Here is a 15,297-nt window from a genome sequence, read left to right on the forward strand (position 1 = left end):
GGGAGTGTTTCTGATGTCCTTACCCAAAGCCCTCCAAGGCCGCCTGCGTCTGCCCATCATCGCAGCCCCGATGTTTCTCGTCTCTGGGCCTGAATTGGTTATTGCCGCGTGCCAGTCTGGTATCCTCGGGACCTTCCCTGCCTTGAACCAACGCTCCAGCGACGGTTATGCCGATTGGCTTGACGAGATAAAGGCGGCTTTGGGCCCAGCGGATGCTCCTTTTGGTGTCAATCTGATCGTTCACAAGTCGAACCCCCGCTTGGCGGCAGACGTGAAAATCTCGGCAGATCGGAAAATCCCTTTGGCCATCACATCTTTGGGTGCAGTGAAAGACGTGGTCCAAGCCATTCATGACGGTGGTGGCTTGGTGTTTCATGACGTCACCACTGTGAAACACGGGGAAAAAGCAATTGAAGCTGGCGTAGATGGCCTGATCGCAGTCTGTGCAGGTGCTGGGGGCCACGCAGGAACCCTGTCGCCCTTTGCATTGGCCAGCGAATTGCGCACAGCTTTCCCTGACACATGTTTGGTTCTGGCCGGAGCCATCTCGACCGGTCGTCATGTTGCCGCAGCACGCATGATCGGGGCAGATCTTGCTTATATGGGGACCCGTTTCATCGCCACGCATGAGAGCCGTGGCCAAGATGGCTTTAAGAAAATGATTGAGGATAGTCAGGCTGCCGATGTGGTCTATACGCCGCGGGTCAGCGGCATACCGGCTAACTTCCTCGCCCCGTCTCTGCGTGCAAACGGCATGGACCCGCGTGACCTTGAACCTGACCCAGACGTGGATATGGCCGAACAATTGAGCACGGGTAAGGCATGGGCCACCATCTGGTCGGCCGGACAAGGTGTCGGCTCAGTCCAAGACACTTTGCCTGTGAAGGCTTTGGTTGATCGCCTCGAATCCGAGTATCGTTCCGCCCTGACAGAGGCGCGGGATTGGTAGAATATGGCGAACATCAACGAAAAAGTGGCACTCATCACAGGCTCAGCCACTGGTTTGGGTGCTGCCACAGCACTTAAACTTGCCGGGGATGGGGCGCGACTCATTCTCAACTACTCAAAAAGCAAATCAGAATGCGAGGCCACCGCCCATGCTTGTCTCGCGGCGGGGGCAACTGAAGTCCGGGTGGTTCAAGGCAATGTTGCCCTCGATCAGGATTGCCGACATTTGGCAGCAGCCGCGCAGGAATGGGGCCGGCTGGATATATTGGTCAATAATGCCGGAACCACCAAACACGCGCCCAATCACGCCGACATGGATGCACTTGAAACCGACGACTTCCTGCACCTCTATCAAGTCAATACAATCGGGCCTTTCTTGATGATCCGGGCGGCCAAACCCCTGTTGCTTGCCGCCTACGAGGCAACCGGCTTGGCCAGTTCGGTGGTGATGATCTCCTCGATTGCCGGGGTGATGGGTATTGGCTCTTCGGTTGCTTACGCCGCGTCGAAGGGTGCGCTTAACACCATGACCAAGTCTCTGGCCCGCGCCTTAGCCCCAGCGATCCGGGTCAATGCCGTGTGTCCGGGCTTTATCGACACCCGCTGGTTCACCGACGCTTTTGGGGATGAAACCACCGCTCGCATCCGGGAAAATGTCAAAAATCAGGTCCCCTTGGGCGTTGCCTCAGGCCCGGAGGATATCGCCGAAACAGTGGCCTTTTTCTGTAACAGCGCCTCGCGCCATGTCACTGGCGAGACATTGATCGTGGATGCAGGCCTGCATCTGGGCGCGACGATTCGGGCACCGGCGCGCGCTTAAGCCTGCTTATTAGTCAAATCTTGAGGTTTCTTGATTAAGAAAGTGGCATGGCGCGAGTGTTCGCGCCCGCTCGATCAACAGTGCGATTGCATCGGATGTGTTGCGCTGATGTCATAGCGGTGAAGAACAAACTTCGCCAAATAGGCGATGTACTTTTCAAGAAGTCGCACCTCCCGCGACTTCCACAGGGGACTAACATGAAACTCAAAACACTTCTTTTGGCCACTGCTCTTGTTTGTGGGGCACCAGCCGTTGCTTCGGCTCAGGAAACCACCACGTAGGTGAATGTCGGTGTTGCGTCGAGCTACCAGTTCCGTGGCATCAATCAGAATGCTGACGACACCGGTCAGGTGTTTGGTGGCGTCGACCTGTCGGCAGGTTCGTTCTATGTCGGCACTTGGTTGTCGAACGTGGATTTCGGCGGCAAAGCCAACCTGGAAGTCGACCTGTATGCTGGCTACAAGCCACAAGTCGGCCCTGTGACGCTCGACATTGGCGTCTTGGCCTACACCTACCCACAACAAAGCGACTTGCTGATCTATGAAGGCAAGTTTGCTGGCACGGTCGCGACCGAGTCTGGCATTTCGCTGACTGGTTCGATTTTCTATTCGCCAGAAGCTGGCAAGAATGGCCCTTCCTACTGGTATTATGAAGCTGCAGTGTCGGCTCCAATCCCAGGCGCCAAGGTCGGCCCCTTCTCGTTGTCGGCCAATGCGTCTGTTGGCAGCCAAGACTATGAAAGCGGTGCAACCCCAGTTGATTACACCAACTGGAAAGTCGGCCTGACGGCCGCCACTGAAAACGGTTGGGCTGTAGACGTGTTCTACACCGACACCGACGTGGACAATGACAAGCTGTACGAAGGCAAGGGCGTCGTTCAGCTGAAGCGCACTTTCTAAGAAAGTCCGTCATCGGATCACAAAGGCCGCAAGCAAAGCTTGCGGCCTTTTTTGTTGTCGAGCGCCACAGCCAGGCGCGCACAAATCTACGACCAAAAGGCGTGATTAGCTCTTGTCGCCTGCGGTTTCCGGTGTGATGCGGATCGCCAGAATCTGGTTGCGGTGCTTTCGCAAAATCTGGAAGCGGTAGCCATGGAAAGCAAACCGCTGGCCGGGATCGGGAATGGCTTGGGCCTCGTGAATGACAAGGCCCGCAATCGTCACCGCTTCTTCGTCGGGCAAGTTCCAGTCCATCGCGCGGTTGAGGTCACGGATCGGCACCACGCCGTCAACATTGACCGAGCCATCGGGCTGAGGTCGCACCCCTTGAATGGCAATATCATGCTCATCCACAATATCGCCGACGATTTCTTCAAGAATATCTTCCAGCGTCACCAGACCTTGCAAAGCACCATATTCGTCAACCACACAGGCCACATGGCTGCGCCGCTTGAGGAATTCTTCCAACTGTTCCTTCAACGTGGTGGTATCTGGCACGAACCACGGTTCGCGTATGATAGATTTAAGATCAATCTCGTCGAGATTGCCTTGGGCATCGGCAATCGCTTGTAGCAAATCCTTGGCATGCAAGATGCCGACAATGTTTTCCTGATCATCCTGATAAAGGGGTAAGCGCGAATGCTGGGTCTGAAGCACCTGCATGACGATTTCACGCGGGGGCAATTCGACATCAATCGTCTTCATGTTCTTGCGGTGGATCATCACATCGGAGACGTCTAAGTCTTCAAGATCAAGCACACCTGCAACCCGGTCGCGGTCAGACTTCTCCACACTGCCTTCATGCTTGCCCAGTTCAATGGCCCCGCGGATTTCTTCCATCGTGGCGTCTTCATCGGTGACCCGGTCCAGCTTGACCCCGAAAACCTGCAATGTGGCCCGCACGATCCAACGCACCGCAGTCACAATCGGGCTCAATAAAGTGACCGACCATTGCACCGGCAGCGACACCCAGCGGGCGGTGGCTTCAGGATAAGAGAAGGCAAAAGTCTTGGGCATGACTTCAGCAAAGATCAACACAATCGCTGTCACCAAAGCCGTGGCCACAGCAATGGTCGTCGGAGCCTGCCCGAACAATTGCACCAAGAGCGCCGTTGTCAGCGCCCCGGCCAATGTGTTGAGAAAATTATTCCCCAACAACAACGACCCGATCAGCCGATCTGGGTTCTGGATCAGCTTGTTGACGCGCGCCGCCGCCCGATCGCCGTCCTTCTCAAGTTGGAACATGCGCGCGCGCGATGATGAGGTGATCGAGGTTTCAGCAGCCGAATAAAAAGCCGACAAACCGATCAAAATTGCCACTGAAATCGCGGTTACAATGACCGTCGGGTCCATTGTCATATGTGGATATCCTTTTGCAGGAACGTTCGAACAGCCCCGGCATCGGCCGCCTTCTGCACAAAGGCCGCCCCAATACCGCGCGTCAAAATCAATGTGATTGCGCCATTCTCATTCTTTTTGTCATGGGTCATGGCATCAAACAATGCCTCAGCCGACCAAGGCCCGCCGGGTAATTGACTGGGGCGGCTGATCAGGCCTGCTGCGTCAATCGCAGCTTCGACCAGCCGGGCATCGTCCTCGCGGCACAAGCCTTGGTGGGCGGAAAAGCGAAACGCCATCGCCATACCACACGCCACCGCCTCGCCATGACGCAGGATCTGTTCGTCAAAGCCAACACAGGCTTCAAACGCATGGCCAAAGGTATGACCGAGATTGAGGAGTGCGCGTACACCTGCCTCGCGCTCATCCTCGGCAACAATGCGGGCTTTGGCGGCAACAGCCTGGCCAATCGCATAGGCCAGATCATCCATATCGCCTGCCAAGGCCTGTGCAGCATGGTCGCGGCACCACTCAAAGAAAGGCCGATCTCCAATCAGACCAATTTTCAGGATTTCTGCCCAGCCTGCGCGGCGATCTCGGTCGGGTAAGGTCGAGAGTACATCCAGATCGGCCAGCACATGGCGGGGTTGCCAGAACAGGCCGACCAGATTCTTGCCGGCTTGCGCATTGATCGCGGTTTTTCCCCCTACTGAGGAATCAACTTGTGCCAAAAGGGTCGTGGGGACTTGCACAAAATCAATGCCGCGCTTGGTGATGCCCGCCGCAAAGCCCGCCAGATCGCCCGTCACGCCACCCCCAAAGGCTACGATCAGGTCAGAACGCTCCAGATTAAGGCCCAGCAGCGCTTCGGTAACCCGCTCGAGGCTGGCAAAACTTTTACTGGCCTCACCGGGCGCGATTTCGATGACATCCCACCTGATCCCCGCCTGTGACAGACTGGTCTCGAACGTGTGGCCGTGCAACGCCCAAGCCTGCGCGTCGGCGACGATGGCAATGCGTGGCCGCTTCATCAAAGGTCGCAATATCGCCCCAGCCTGTGCCAGGAGGCCTTGGCCAATATCGACCTGATAGGTGCGCTTGTCGAGCGCCACAGAAATAGATTGCCTCACGCCACGCTCTCCAGATCACCATGGGCCCGCAAGGCGGCGACGACGGCATCGACCGTGACATGGTGCGGGCCTTCGCGCGACTCCACAATGATGTCGGCTTCCGCATAGATCGGATAGCGCACATCCATCAGCTTTTCCATGATCTGACGGGGATCACCAGTGCGCAGGAGCGGCCTGTCGTCGCGGCGCGAAACGCGCTTGACCAAAGTGTCGAGGTCCGCTCGCAACCAGACTGTGGTCGCTCGCTGGCGCAAGAGAACGCGCGTCACCGGGTTCATAAAAGCCCCGCCGCCCGTGGCCAGAATATGGGGCGGCTCTTCGAGGATGCGGGCAATGACCCGGCGTTCACCCGCGCGAAATTCATCCTCACCGCGCTCGGCAAAGATATCCGCGATCGGCCGACCGGCGGCAATGACGATCTCATCGTCGGCATCCCTGAACGGCACGTTCAGTTGCGCCGCCAGACGACGACCTACAGATGACTTGCCCGCCCCCATCAGGCCAACCAGCGCCACAGTCCGCTTTAAGGGGACGGGCAAAGGTGGTTGTGCTTGAAACATGCCCTAAACCTAACGCTCCCGCCCTTTAGGTGCAATAACGGCCTCGGTATTCAGCAGCCCCCGGAGCCGGGCTTCACACAATAGTCATCAGATTTGCATTGCATTGACTGTGCGCGACGCCCAAACACAGGCTTGATGTGTCAAAGTCGACACCACAGCATGTCTCAAAGGACCTAAAACGGATGGAAATTGCGATTTCTTTGGCGGTTGGCTTAGCGCTTTTGGTTTTAGGTGGCGACCTCCTCGTCCGTGGTTCTGTGACAGCTGCGCGCAATATGGGTGTATCACCCTTGCTGATCGGCCTGACATTGGTTGGCTTTGGCACATCTACGCCTGAGTTGGTCACCAGCGTGACAGCGGCTTTGGAAGGCTCTCCGGGAATAGCGGTGGGTAATGTTGTGGGCTCTAACATCGCCAATGTCCTTCTGATCCTAGGCGCGTCAGCCGTGATCTTCCCATTGGTGATCGACCCTAAGGGCTTTAAGCGCGACGTGGTGGTCCTGATTGCGTCCACCCTTGCCCTTTTGGCCGTGGTTTTGGTCGGCTTCATGCCATCCTGGGTGGGCGTGGTGTTTATTCTTGCCCTGTTTGGCTATGTCTATTTTGTCTATCGGCAAGAAAAGGCCCATCCTGATGAAGCCGCTGTGGTGCTGGAGCATCGGGTTGAGGATGCCCCCAAAGGCCCGAAAGGTGTGCTTTGGCCCTTGGTGATGTCGGTTGCTGGCATTGCCATTACAATTGTGGGCGCGCGCTATTTTGTGGGTGGAGCGGTTGATCTTGCCAAAGGATTTGGCATTTCAGACACCATCATCGGCCTGACAGTTGTTGCCGTTGGCACCTCCATGCCCGAATTGGTTACCTCAATCACGGCAGCCTTCCGCAAACATGCCGATGTGGCCTATGGCAATATTGTTGGATCCAACATTTTCAACGTTCTCTTCGTCTTGGGGGCGACATCACTGGTCAAGCCGATCGAGATTCCAGACCAGATTATTGCCTTCGACATCTGGGTGTTGTTGGCCACCACTGCCTTGCTGGTGCTGTTTGCGCGCACAGGCTTAAAGCTGTTGCGGTGGGAAGGGCTTGTATTTGTGGGCGGCTTTATCGCTTATACCGGCTATCTCATCCATCTGGCCTAACCAGCCGCCACAAGGACGTAAGCAATTATGGGTGCTGTCAGCTCTGACACGAAAATCTTGGGCTTCTTGCCTCAAGAGGCGATCCCCGGGGCTTTGCTGGTGGCCACTGCTGCGCTGGCGATGATTGTCGTCAATTCGCCTTTGGCGGATGTCTATCACCGCACACTCGACACGATGGTGACCATTGGTCCCACCGGTGGCGGTATCGAAATGAAGCTATCCTATTGGATCAAGAATGGTCTGATGGCGATCTTCTTCTTTTTCGTCGGCCTCGAACTCAAGCGTGAGCTCTTGGAAGGTCAATTGTCAAACCCGACCGCTGCACTCTTGCCCATTCTGGGGGCGGCAGGCGGCATGGCGTTACCGGCCCTGATCTTTGTCTTCTTTGCAGGCCCGCACGGCTATGGCCACGGTTGGGCCATACCGGCAGCAACAGACATTGCCTTTGCACTGGGCGTTCTGTCACTTTTGGGCAATCGCGTCCCGCCTGCCCTGAAAGCCTTTTTATTGGCGGTTGCTGTGGTTGATGATCTGGGGGCCATCATCATTGTGGCCTTCTTCTACACAGAGACCCTTCATCTGGAACCTCTGATCAAGGCAGGCGTGGTTCTGGCCATTTTGATTGCCATGAACCGGGGGAAGGTGCGCTCCATCGGGCTCTATGTCCTGGTGGGGGTGATCCTATGGACCTTCATGCATCAGAGCGGGGTCAGCGGCACCATTGCCGGGGTGCTGGTGGCTGCGTGTGTGCCGATGCGCGACCGCCATGATAAGTCACCGCTGCACGAGGCCGAACATGATTTCCGCCCCTGGGTGCTTTATGGTGTCATGCCCGTGTTTGCCTTTGCCAATGCCGGGGTCGATCTGAATGGGGCCGAGCGTTATTTGACCCATCCGGTCACGTTGGGCGCAGGCCTTGGCCTGATCCTGGGCAAGCCCATTGGTATTGCCTTGACCAGCTTTATCGGGGCCAAAGTGATGAAGGCGGCCATGCCCGGCACCTTGCCGCAAATGCTGGGCGTGGCCTGTATCGCGGGGATCGGCTTTACCATGAGCCTGTTTATCGGGGCGCTGGCCTTCAAAGATCCGAGCCTTGCCACCCCCACACGGCTGGGTGTCTATGGCGGCTCTGTCGTTTCCGCGCTCTTGGGCCTCATCATTCTGGCCCGGGTTCTGCCAAAGGCGGTGACGTCAACCAGCCAAGCTGAACCAGACGAGACCGCCCCCTTTATCAAGGCAGAGCCCGTGTTTGAGGCCCGTGATCGGGCCGATTAAGTCCCCGATGAGGATGGCGCATCTGCCTTCAGTGCCAAAGCATGAACCGGCCCGGCCAATTCGTCCTTTAGGACCTCATAGACAGCGCGCTGACGGGCGACCCGGCTGAGGCCCGCAAAAGCTGTGCTGATAATGGTGATGGAAAAGTGGGTTTCGCCCACGCCCGTTGCGGCCCCACCTTGCTTTGCCGCGTGTTGAGCAGCGCCGGCATGGCCCGCGTGGCGGGCACTGTCGTCTTGAATGTCCAGCGAAAGCGGCGCAAAAGCAGCCACCAGTTTCTCGCGCATCTGTATTTGCACAGGTCCCATCGGTCATTCGTCCTTGTCTGTCGGGCCGGTCAATCGCATATAAAGTCGCTCATGGCCAACAGCTTCAATTACCGCCCCAAATTTGTTGATATTCGGGTTCGCAAGCCCCCGGTTGTCACGATCAAATCTGACGTACAAATGTGCGAGCATGACGGCTGTACGGCCGAAGCCACGTGCCGGGCCCCCAAGAGCCGAGACAATCCAGCCGAGATCTGGCACTTCTGCGAGAAGCATGCAGCACTTTACAATAAGAACTGGAATTTCTTTGACGGCATGAGCGAGGAAGATGCCCGCGCTCACCTGGATGCAGCGGCCCATGGTGGCAGGCCCACGTGGACATTCCGCGCCAGCGCCAATTCTCCTGATGCCCATGTGTATCGCAAAGCTGCCATGGGTGACAGCTGGCAGGACCCTTACGCCGCCTTTGCCGGCCGCCGGGGCGGCACCGGCAGGGCCACGCCTCAGCAGCCCGAAGGACGTGTCCCCGCCCCAATCCTCAAGGCGCTGGATACTTTGGGGTTGGATGCAGATGCGGACCGGGCAAAGGTGCGCAGCACCTATGCCCAATTGGTGCGGCAGTATCACCCCGATTCCAATGGGGGTGACCGCAGCGCCGAAGCCCGTCTCAATGCGGTTGTTAAGGCCTATAAGGTTCTAAAGACTGCCCGTAGGGCCTAAATGGCTTGCGCTGCCTTTCTAAGGCCGCCCCAAGCTGGATTGAGCGCAGTGATAAAGCACATGGCTTCTTGACGCCGCGCCCCTGATCCTCAAACAGAAAGGCAAAGGATCTTTACCTCCCATGACTGACACATTGACCGCCGCCCTGCCTGACACCACCGTTTCAGTTGAGACTGTTTTCGGGTTTGAGTCACGCCTGCAGGTTCCAGCCTACAGCCAGGGCAATGACTATGTGCCAGAGCTTGATCCCACCTATAAATTCGACCCCCAGACCACGCGCGCGATCTTGGCAGGCTTTGCCCATAATCGACGCGTGATGGTTCAGGGCTATCACGGCACCGGCAAGTCGACCCATATTGAACAAGTAGCCGCGCGGCTGAATTGGCCATTGGTGCGGGTCAATCTCGACAGTCACGTGAGCCGGATCGACCTCGTCGGCAAGGATGCCATCGTTCTGAAGGACGGCAAGCAGGTGACGGAGTTCCGTGAAGGCATTCTGCCTTGGGCGCTTCAACGCAATGTTGCACTGGTGTTTGACGAATATGATGCCGGTCGGCCAGACGTGATGTTTGTGATTCAGCGCGTTCTGGAAGCCTCAGGTCGGTTGACATTGCTGGACCAGAACAAGGTGATAAAACCCCACCCTGCCTTCCGCCTGTTTGCCACCACCAATACGATTGGCTTGGGCGATACCACAGGCCTCTATCACGGCACGCAGCAAATCAACCAAGGCCAGATGGACCGCTGGTCGATCGTGACCACGTTGAATTATCTCGACCATGATACCGAGACCGACATTGTGGCTGCCAAGCTGGGGGAAACCGACCCTGCCAAGCGGGCAGAGTTGAGCAAGATGGTGCGCGTAGCGGACATGACGCGCAATGCCTTTATGAATGGCGATATTTCAACGGTGATGAGCCCACGCACCGTGATCACATGGGCGCAGAATGCAGACATCTTTGAAGATGTTGGTCTGGCCTTCCGACTGACCTTCCTCAACAAGTGCGATGAACTGGAACGCCCGACTGTGGCCGAATTCTATCAACGCTGTTTCGGGGCCGATTTGCCCGAGGCGGCGCACCGGGTGAAAGTGGCCTAGTTCCGGGAAAGCTGCGGCCGTCCTCAGGCGGCCGCAAGGCCTTGCTTCAGATTGGCAGGGATACCGTCGCGTTCGGCCGCTGGGATCGCTTGATAATAAGTCGGTGCAGCGATCTTGAGGCGGGCTCGGGCCTGATCGAGTGGTTCGCGCAGCAAGCTTTCATAATGCTCAACCGGGAGCCAAGCCGCCTTCCGGCCATTTTGATAGGCCTGCCAAACAGCTTTCATCACTGGGCGACCAGGCAATAGGCGCTGCAATTCACGCCCGGCGGCAAAGCCGATTAGGGCAAAGCCCCACGACTTGGTCTGGGCAAAGGAAAACGACACCACACAGGCCTCACCCAGCGCGTCAGTCTGATAGCCGCTCAATACATGCCAGAGATCATGGACGTCGCGCATGCGACGACCATACCATGCATAGGGATGGAGTGAATCGATATCATCGCTCGACGCCCGGCTTTCTTCCGCCAGACCTTCGGCTGAAATCTTGCGGCCTTGGACGAAGTCCAGATAGGCCCGACCGACACTGCCCTCGGGCAATAGCGCCAATGTGGCGTGGTCATCCAGAATGGGCTGAAGCTCCACCCGATCATAGGCGATCCGACCGCCCTCGCTGGAGCGCAACAGCCGTTCATATCCATTGGGGATAGAACGGCCCGACAGCGCGCGCATGATGTCAAACACCGCTTTGGTGTCTTCCTTGTTGCGCAACAATTGGCCAATGCCGCGCAAGGCTGCTGGAATGTCGAAGCCGATCTTGGTGAGAAGTGTTTCAGTCATGACAGGCATCTAATCATTCTAGGCCGAACAGTAAAGTGACGCCTACGTCATTTTTGTAAAAAAACTGTCAATCAGTCTGTTTCTGTTCCGCCAGCCCCCGATTCGTCATCGGCTTGGATACTGACGCCTCGCCGGGAAAGGGCTTCACGGATCAAGACTTCGATCTGGGCATTGGCGGAACGAAACTCCGACGCCGCAAGCCGCTCCACCGCGCTCAGCACTTTCGGGCTGATCCGCAAGAGGAACGGCTTTCGGGGTTTGGTGGCCATTGTTCAGCCCGACCTAGTAGAGTGTGCCAGTATTAACGACGGGCTGGGCCTCGCGGTCTGCACACAGGACCACCAAAAGGTTCGACACCATTTGGGCCTTGCGTTCTTCATCCAGCGTAACCACGCCACGCGCCGACAATTGCTCTAACGCGCTTTCAACCATGCCGACAGCCCCCATCACAATCAATTGCCGGGCGGCGAGAATGGCCTGAGCCTGCTGGCGCTTCAACATCGCCCCGGCAATTTCTGTCGCATAGGCCAGGTGAGAAATCCGGGCTTCATCGACCCGCATGCCCCCGACTGCGAGGCGCTGGTTTAACCGCTCACCCAATAAAGTTGCGACTTCTTCTGCATGACCACGCAAGGTCAATTCACCTTCAGCTGCATGATCATAGGCATAATGGGCAGCAATGTCGCGCAAGGCTGTATCAATTTCGATCCGGCTGAAACGCTCATAATCATCAACGTCAAACAAGGCTTGCGCGGAATCCTGCACCCGCCACACCACGTTTGCGGCGATTTCGATTGGATTGCCGTCCTTGTCATTTACCTTGAGCTTGTCAGAGGTGACGTTGCGAACCCGCATTGAGATTTTCTTGCGCGTCAGCCAAGGCCACACCCAGCGAAGACCCGTAGCGCGATCGGTCCCCTGATAGGCACCAAATAGCAAGATCGCCACCGCCTCATTGGGCTGGATGGAATAAAATCCCCCCATCCCAATAACGCCCAAACCCACCAGAACAGCTGCTGTGGCAAAGTAAGCTGCACCACCGCCTGAAACAAACAGATAGATCGAGATGGCAATAGCGATCAAAAAGCCGATGAAGAGCGGCACACCCGGCACCGACAGGATCGGGCGCTCCATCGTGGGGTTAATTTCCTTCTGTGACATCATATGCTCCTATGTCAGTATCAATATGATATCACATTGCGATCATGTTGCAAGCATTTTCATGAGTCGGATTCCAGATCGGCGAACAGACGATCCAATCTGGCTTCAAAGGCATCGCGGTCCGCTTGTCGCTGGGCACCTGAAAGCGGTGTGATGGGTTTCGGCTTGGCCAAGCGGTCCTGCAAGCGACCAACCAGATTGATCCAAGATTTAATGTCGCGCGGCGGCGCGTCGCCTGCCGCCTGCAGCAATTGCAGCAGGGCGTCGCGAAACAATGCCGGCGTGGGAGGTTTGGGTCGTCGGGCCATGGGGTAAACCTTGTGCGAATGGCACACCAGTATGGGCCCCATGGTCCGAGAGTGGAAAAGCTGGCGTCAATCAGCCAGCAGAAACAAGCCAGCCAACCTTCATACGGGCAACCACTTGGTCGGCTTCATTGCTCAAAGTGACATCGACCTGAAAGCGCACTTTGCCGTCTGTATTGAGCCGATCGCGCAGGCTGGAAGCTGGTTCGCTGGTCACCGCACGGGCGAGGATCTTGCCCTTGGCAATCTTCACATAATCAATGCTTGCATCTGTCGCGATTGGGCGAACTTTCAGCAGGATATCTGCAAAGGCCCCGCTCATCGCCGCGCCAGAAGCGGCCTCTCCCAACGTGAACAATGCCCCAGCGTGCAGGCTGGCAATATGATTATTGACCTCTGGGCGCTGGATCAATTGAGCCGTCGCTTCGCCCAGACGCAAGTCAACAATGTCAACTCCGGTTGTGGTTGCAAAGGGAACAGCGGTGGCCAGATGGGCCTTGATGGTGTCGAGCATCGATTTTCTCCTCATTATGTATCCAGTGGATACATTTGCGTGCCAATCGCTGTCAAGATAGTTGTCAGACACCAAGAGCCTCGTCACAATCGACAGACATGGACCCGACCGCACCCAAACAGAGCTACCATCATGGTACCTTGAAGACAGCAGCGTTAAGCGCGGCCCTTGCACATTTGGCTCAAGGCGGTGAGGACTTGCCAAGCCTGCGCGACTTGGCCGGTGAATTGGGTGTCAGCCACCGGGCGCTCTATCGCCATTTCGCCGATAAAGAGGGACTCCTGCGCGAGATTGTCGCCATTGGCTTTAGCCGTCTTGCTGCCCTGATGGCAGAACACGCTGACAAAGGTGCCGCTGGGGCGATGGAGGCGTTTTTGGACTTCGCCTTTGAACAGCCCGGCCTATACCGGCTTATGTTGAGCCTGCGATCCACCAATCTATTGGCCGAACCCATCCCAGGCCCTCAGGTCCGTGCGGTTATCAATCTGGCAATGCAAGCGTTCGATCAGGGTATTGGGCAGAGCGATGAAGCCATCCGAAACCAGGTGTTTTCTGCCTGGGGCCTTGTTCATGGCCTGTATGAATTATGGCGAAGTGGCGTGCTGCGGGCGGCAAGCCCAAATCTTGCCAAGGATTTCATTCGCGCGCGGTTGCTTGATAGCGGGCTGGTTGCCGGCGTAACGTCACATCAAGCCATGACCTAATTGCCTACAAACAGCAAAAATCCCGGCCGGGAAACCCAGCCGGGATCTTTTTTAACGCGCAAAGAGTGCGGACTTAGGCGGCGCGACTGGCCAGTGTGCCTGTCAGCTTCTTGATTGCCTCTTCGCGGTTGACGCTCTCGATGGCGGCCACTTCACGCGCCATGCGATCCAGCGCGGATTCGTACAATTGCCGCTCGGAATAGGATTGTTCGGGCTGGTCGGTTGCCCGATGAAGGTCGCGCACGACTTCGGCAATCGAGATCAAATCGCCCGAATTGATCTTGGCTTCATATTCCTGCGCGCGACGGCTCCACATTGCGCGCTTGATGCGGGCGCGGCCGGTCAGTGTCTTCAGCGCATCATCCATAATGGCTGGGCCGGAGAGGGCACGCAAACCACCGGTTTTGACTTTTGACGTCGGTACACGCAGGGTCATTTTGTCCTGGTCAAACGCAATGACGAAAACTTCCAGGCTCATGCCTGCCACAGTCTGGGATTCAATCCCGGTGATCCGACCAACGCCATGCGCTGGATAGACCACATGGTCACCAATTTGGAATGTTGTTGTCTTTTTCACGTCGCTCATCGCGAACTCACCCTCGCACCATGCCAGCCTATCGAGACAAAAAGTCACCGACACCGAAACGCGCTTTCCTAAAAAAGATCGTGACGATGTGATGCCTGTTTGCGTCGTAAAGCTGGGGTCCACCAGAGAAAGCTGTGCAGGACTGCACCAGCAGCTATTCACATATCATAAATAATTCAGAAAGTGAAGCGCACTTCGCCGACCCGGCGCGGCGTATGGCCAGCCGCTAAGCTTAGTCAAGTGAAGACTTACCCGCGATCAACCCCGCACGCTCCGCCGATGTCATCACGCGCCACTTGCCCTCGGGCAGGTCTCCCAAGTGCAGACTGCCAATGCGGATGCGTAAGAGATCAACAACATAGAGACCCACGGCTTCGCACATGCGGCGAATTTGCCGATTGCGCCCTTCCTGCAGGACAAAGCGCAAGCGATAACGGCCAATCACGTCGACAATGGCCGGCTTGAGTTCTCGACCATCCAACACCAGTCCGTGGCGCAATTTCTCAAGCGCCCAGTCGGTGATGATGCCCTCAATGGCAACCAGATATTCCTTCTCAATCCCTGATTGAGGTCCGATCAGCGCCTTGGCCAGCACGCCATCATCAGAGAGCACCAAAAGCCCACGCGATTCCATATCCAACCGGCCGACGGGGGCCAAACTCATCGTATCATCTGGTATGATATCTGACCCGCCGACCAAGGCCTCGCGGGTCAGCAGGCGGATTGCTGGCACTTGCCCGGGCTCAGGATGGGCCGACACAATGCCGGGTGGCTTATTGATGATGACTGTAAAGCGGCTATCGAGTTGGGACTTACCCGCTTCAGCAATGCTCAGCGTCTGACCAGGCAGGATTTTGCGGCCAACATCACCAACGGTTTCGCCGTCAATGCTAACCAGACCCTCTGCGATCAAGGCTTCAGCCTCGCGCCGGGAACAGACCCCGGTCTGTCCCATCCACTTGTTGACGCGAACGGGTTCGTCGCCTGTATAGGTTTTTGACCAGCTCATCCCATT

At 56.9% G+C, this 15,297-nt stretch carries 19 protein-coding genes; 8 read left to right on the plus strand and 11 right to left on the minus strand.

From position 1 onward, the window contains the following. The first annotated feature begins 13 nt into the window (after window positions 1-13). The 3 genes from PbB2_RS06985 to PbB2_RS06995 all read left to right on the plus strand — a co-directional run bounded on the left by PbB2_RS06985 (window position 14) and on the right by PbB2_RS06995 (window position 2,667). Window positions 14-949, plus strand: a complete 936-nt coding sequence (locus PbB2_RS06985) for an NAD(P)H-dependent flavin oxidoreductase (protein ID WP_108984642.1) — start codon at window positions 14-16, stop codon at window positions 947-949. Between the two features lie 3 nt (window positions 950-952). Then, entirely contained in the window at window positions 953-1,768 is an 816-nt protein-coding gene (locus PbB2_RS06990) for an SDR family NAD(P)-dependent oxidoreductase (RefSeq protein WP_108984587.1), read from the plus strand. A 281-nt stretch (window positions 1,769-2,049) separates the two neighbouring features. Next, window positions 2,050-2,667 carry a TorF family putative porin gene (locus PbB2_RS06995; protein WP_108984588.1) on the plus strand — a complete coding sequence of 206 codons (618 nt, stop codon included), beginning with the start codon at window positions 2,050-2,052 and terminating at the stop codon, window positions 2,665-2,667. 105 nt (window positions 2,668-2,772) lie between these two features. On the opposite strand, the gene PbB2_RS07000 is transcribed toward PbB2_RS06995, so the two are convergent. From PbB2_RS07000 to PbB2_RS07010, 3 genes are read right to left on the minus strand one after another with little or no spacing between them, the layout of a single operon-like run. Further along, window positions 2,773-4,065 (minus strand): HlyC/CorC family transporter, encoded by a 1,293-nt coding sequence (locus PbB2_RS07000; protein ID WP_108984589.1) that lies wholly within the window; start codon window positions 4,063-4,065, stop codon window positions 2,773-2,775. Further along, on the minus strand, window positions 4,062-5,174 hold the full coding sequence (aroB, locus tag PbB2_RS07005) for a 3-dehydroquinate synthase (protein ID WP_108984590.1): 1,113 nt from the start codon (window positions 5,172-5,174) through the stop codon (window positions 4,062-4,064). The genes PbB2_RS07000 and aroB overlap by 4 nt, the downstream gene beginning before the upstream one ends. Continuing rightward, entirely contained in the window at window positions 5,171-5,734 is a 564-nt protein-coding gene (locus PbB2_RS07010; protein ID WP_108984591.1) for a shikimate kinase, read from the minus strand. The genes aroB and PbB2_RS07010 overlap by 4 nt, the downstream gene beginning before the upstream one ends. Before the next feature lie 182 nt (window positions 5,735-5,916). Here PbB2_RS07010 and PbB2_RS07015 point away from each other — a divergent pair, with 182 nt between their 5' ends. Together PbB2_RS07015 and nhaA are read left to right on the plus strand one after the other, a co-directional pair. Next, entirely contained in the window at window positions 5,917-6,873 is a 957-nt protein-coding gene (locus PbB2_RS07015; protein WP_108984592.1) for a calcium/sodium antiporter, read from the plus strand. 27 nt (window positions 6,874-6,900) lie between these two features. Beyond that, window positions 6,901-8,148, plus strand: a complete 1,248-nt coding sequence (gene nhaA, locus PbB2_RS07020; RefSeq protein WP_108984593.1) for a Na+/H+ antiporter NhaA — start codon at window positions 6,901-6,903, stop codon at window positions 8,146-8,148. Here the strand turns inward: nhaA and PbB2_RS07025 are convergent. Continuing rightward, window positions 8,145-8,435: a BolA family protein gene (locus PbB2_RS07025; protein WP_238164901.1), complete on the minus strand. Its 291-nt coding sequence runs from the start codon at window positions 8,433-8,435 to the stop codon at window positions 8,145-8,147. The genes nhaA and PbB2_RS07025 overlap by 4 nt on opposite strands. A 72-nt stretch (window positions 8,436-8,507) precedes the next feature. On the opposite strand from PbB2_RS07025, the gene PbB2_RS07030 reads away from it, so the two are divergent. Both PbB2_RS07030 and cobS read left to right on the plus strand, forming a co-directional pair. Beyond that, on the plus strand, window positions 8,508-9,134 hold the full coding sequence (locus tag PbB2_RS07030) for a J domain-containing protein (protein WP_192576216.1): 627 nt from the start codon (window positions 8,508-8,510) through the stop codon (window positions 9,132-9,134). A 121-nt stretch (window positions 9,135-9,255) separates the two neighbouring features. Beyond that, window positions 9,256-10,233 (plus strand): cobaltochelatase subunit CobS, encoded by a 978-nt coding sequence (gene cobS, locus PbB2_RS07035; protein WP_108984595.1) that lies wholly within the window; start codon window positions 9,256-9,258, stop codon window positions 10,231-10,233. A gap of 23 nt (window positions 10,234-10,256) precedes the next feature. Here cobS and PbB2_RS07040 read toward each other — a convergent pair whose 3' ends face one another. The 5 genes from PbB2_RS07040 to PbB2_RS07060 all read right to left on the minus strand — a co-directional run bounded on the left by PbB2_RS07040 (window position 10,257) and on the right by PbB2_RS07060 (window position 12,992). Then, window positions 10,257-11,012, minus strand: a complete 756-nt coding sequence (locus PbB2_RS07040) for a ubiquinone biosynthesis protein COQ4 (RefSeq protein WP_238164902.1) — start codon at window positions 11,010-11,012, stop codon at window positions 10,257-10,259. Between the two features lie 71 nt (window positions 11,013-11,083). Beyond that, the gene (locus tag PbB2_RS07045; protein ID WP_108984597.1) at window positions 11,084-11,281 is read right to left on the minus strand and encodes a type II toxin-antitoxin system antitoxin; all 198 of its coding nucleotides are present in this window, start codon (window positions 11,279-11,281) and stop codon (window positions 11,084-11,086) included. A 13-nt stretch (window positions 11,282-11,294) separates the two neighbouring features. Beyond that, entirely contained in the window at window positions 11,295-12,173 is an 879-nt protein-coding gene (locus tag PbB2_RS07050; protein WP_305790449.1) for an SPFH domain-containing protein, read from the minus strand. Between the two features lie 59 nt (window positions 12,174-12,232). Then, the gene (locus PbB2_RS07055; RefSeq protein WP_108984599.1) at window positions 12,233-12,481 is read right to left on the minus strand and encodes a hypothetical protein; all 249 of its coding nucleotides are present in this window, start codon (window positions 12,479-12,481) and stop codon (window positions 12,233-12,235) included. A 70-nt stretch (window positions 12,482-12,551) separates the two neighbouring features. Continuing rightward, window positions 12,552-12,992: a DUF4442 domain-containing protein gene (locus PbB2_RS07060; protein ID WP_108984600.1), complete on the minus strand. Its 441-nt coding sequence runs from the start codon at window positions 12,990-12,992 to the stop codon at window positions 12,552-12,554. Window positions 12,993-13,090: 98 nt separating this feature from the next. Between PbB2_RS07060 and PbB2_RS07065 the strand changes: the two genes are divergently transcribed. Continuing rightward, window positions 13,091-13,696 (plus strand): TetR/AcrR family transcriptional regulator, encoded by a 606-nt coding sequence (locus PbB2_RS07065; RefSeq protein ID WP_108984601.1) that lies wholly within the window; start codon window positions 13,091-13,093, stop codon window positions 13,694-13,696. A 73-nt stretch (window positions 13,697-13,769) separates the two neighbouring features. On the opposite strand, the gene PbB2_RS07070 is transcribed toward PbB2_RS07065, so the two are convergent. Together PbB2_RS07070 and PbB2_RS07075 are read right to left on the minus strand one after the other, a co-directional pair. After that, complete coding sequence (locus PbB2_RS07070) at window positions 13,770-14,282, minus strand: CarD family transcriptional regulator (RefSeq protein ID WP_108984602.1); 513 nt, start codon at window positions 14,280-14,282, stop codon at window positions 13,770-13,772. A gap of 232 nt (window positions 14,283-14,514) precedes the next feature. Continuing rightward, window positions 14,515-15,291, minus strand: a complete 777-nt coding sequence (locus PbB2_RS07075; protein WP_108984603.1) for a pseudouridine synthase — start codon at window positions 15,289-15,291, stop codon at window positions 14,515-14,517. Between the last annotated feature and the right edge of the window lie 6 nt (window positions 15,292-15,297).

Origin of the sequence: Candidatus Phycosocius bacilliformis (genome assembly GCF_003112735.1) — a bacterium.
Lineage (GTDB): Bacteria > Pseudomonadota > Alphaproteobacteria > Caulobacterales > Aquidulcibacteraceae > Aquidulcibacter > Aquidulcibacter bacilliformis.

What these genes read in the sequence shown, in the direction of transcription:
- PbB2_RS06985 (WP_108984642.1), top strand. Translation starts at nt 14, where the DNA reads ATGTCCTTACCCAAAGCCCTCCAAGGCCGCCTGCGTCTGCCCATCATC.
- PbB2_RS06990 (WP_108984587.1), top strand. Translation starts at nt 953, where the DNA reads ATGGCGAACATCAACGAAAAAGTGGCACTCATCACAGGCTCAGCCACT.
- PbB2_RS07000 (WP_108984589.1), bottom strand. Translation starts at nt 4,065, where the DNA reads ATGACAATGGACCCGACGGTCATTGTAACCGCGATTTCAGTGGCAATT.
- PbB2_RS07010 (WP_108984591.1), bottom strand. Translation starts at nt 5,734, where the DNA reads ATGTTTCAAGCACAACCACCTTTGCCCGTCCCCTTAAAGCGGACTGTG.
- PbB2_RS07015 (WP_108984592.1), top strand. Translation starts at nt 5,917, where the DNA reads ATGGAAATTGCGATTTCTTTGGCGGTTGGCTTAGCGCTTTTGGTTTTA.
- nhaA (WP_108984593.1), top strand. Translation starts at nt 6,901, where the DNA reads ATGGGTGCTGTCAGCTCTGACACGAAAATCTTGGGCTTCTTGCCTCAA.
- PbB2_RS07025 (WP_238164901.1), bottom strand. Translation starts at nt 8,435, where the DNA reads ATGCGCGAGAAACTGGTGGCTGCTTTTGCGCCGCTTTCGCTGGACATT.
- PbB2_RS07030 (WP_192576216.1), top strand. Translation starts at nt 8,508, where the DNA reads ATGGCCAACAGCTTCAATTACCGCCCCAAATTTGTTGATATTCGGGTT.
- cobS (WP_108984595.1), top strand. Translation starts at nt 9,256, where the DNA reads ATGACTGACACATTGACCGCCGCCCTGCCTGACACCACCGTTTCAGTT.
- PbB2_RS07040 (WP_238164902.1), bottom strand. Translation starts at nt 11,012, where the DNA reads ATGACTGAAACACTTCTCACCAAGATCGGCTTCGACATTCCAGCAGCC.
- PbB2_RS07045 (WP_108984597.1), bottom strand. Translation starts at nt 11,281, where the DNA reads ATGGCCACCAAACCCCGAAAGCCGTTCCTCTTGCGGATCAGCCCGAAA.
- PbB2_RS07050 (WP_305790449.1), bottom strand. Translation starts at nt 12,173, where the DNA reads ATGTCACAGAAGGAAATTAACCCCACGATGGAGCGCCCGATCCTGTCG.
- PbB2_RS07055 (WP_108984599.1), bottom strand. Translation starts at nt 12,481, where the DNA reads ATGGCCCGACGACCCAAACCTCCCACGCCGGCATTGTTTCGCGACGCC.
- PbB2_RS07060 (WP_108984600.1), bottom strand. Translation starts at nt 12,992, where the DNA reads ATGCTCGACACCATCAAGGCCCATCTGGCCACCGCTGTTCCCTTTGCA.
- PbB2_RS07065 (WP_108984601.1), top strand. Translation starts at nt 13,091, where the DNA reads ATGGACCCGACCGCACCCAAACAGAGCTACCATCATGGTACCTTGAAG.
- PbB2_RS07070 (WP_108984602.1), bottom strand. Translation starts at nt 14,282, where the DNA reads ATGAGCGACGTGAAAAAGACAACAACATTCCAAATTGGTGACCATGTG.
- PbB2_RS07075 (WP_108984603.1), bottom strand. Translation starts at nt 15,291, where the DNA reads ATGAGCTGGTCAAAAACCTATACAGGCGACGAACCCGTTCGCGTCAAC.